1 protein-coding gene is annotated in these 809 nt (G+C 29.5%); it reads left to right on the forward strand.

Annotated features, from left to right (window positions below; translation table 11 throughout):
• Nucleotides 1-809, forward strand: an 809-nt coding sequence (locus tag KI356_RS26705) for a phosphotransferase enzyme family protein (RefSeq protein WP_212936960.1), incomplete at both ends; no start/stop codon positions are given.

Raw genomic sequence — 809 nt, forward strand, 5'->3', positions numbered from 1 at the left:
GTTAATGAACTATATCCATTAAATTTTATTAACATTAAACCAATAACAAATGAAATGTATCAATGTAATGCAGAACAAGGTAACTACTTCATTAGAATTACAAACTATAAAACATATGAAGAACAATTAGAAGAAGTTACATATACGAACTTTTTATATCAAAAGGGCTTTGGGGTCCCTCCAATAATACCTTCATTAAAGGGGAATTTAGTAGAGAAAATAACATTAGACAAAGATCTTTTTACTGTAGTATATAAAGCTGCGCCTGGTATACATTTACCAAGAAACGAATGGAATTCTAATGTATTTAAAAATCTTGGTCAACAAATTGGAAAATTACATCGTATATCTAAAGACTTTGAAAGCATTCAACCGGTAAATCATATACACGACTGGTATGAAAATGAAGAGTATAATTTTCTTAACTATATCCCTAAAGAAGAAACTACTATAAGAGAAATTGCATCTGACGTTTTAACTTCTATAAAGGAACTGCCAAAGTCCACTTCAAATTACGGCTTAATTCACGGGGATTTATGGTTAGAAAACATATTAGTGGAAAATGATATAAATTTAACAATGATTGATTTTCAAGACTGTGAAAAACATTTTTACATATTCGATTTAGCAGTTCCAGTCTATAGCGCGATAGAATATTCTTTTGCTGGAAATGGGAATATTGTTGACTATGAGAACTCTATTACAAAGGCAATAATCGACGGATACCAAGAAGAAAATGAGCTTCCTAAAGAAATGATTGACCTACTTCCATTGTTTATTAAATTAAAGGAGATTTTTGAATATAGTTT

It is taken from the genome of Bacillus hominis (assembly GCF_018332515.1).
In the GTDB taxonomy this organism is placed as follows: Bacteria; Bacillota; Bacilli; order Bacillales; family Bacillaceae_G; genus Bacillus_A; species Bacillus_A hominis.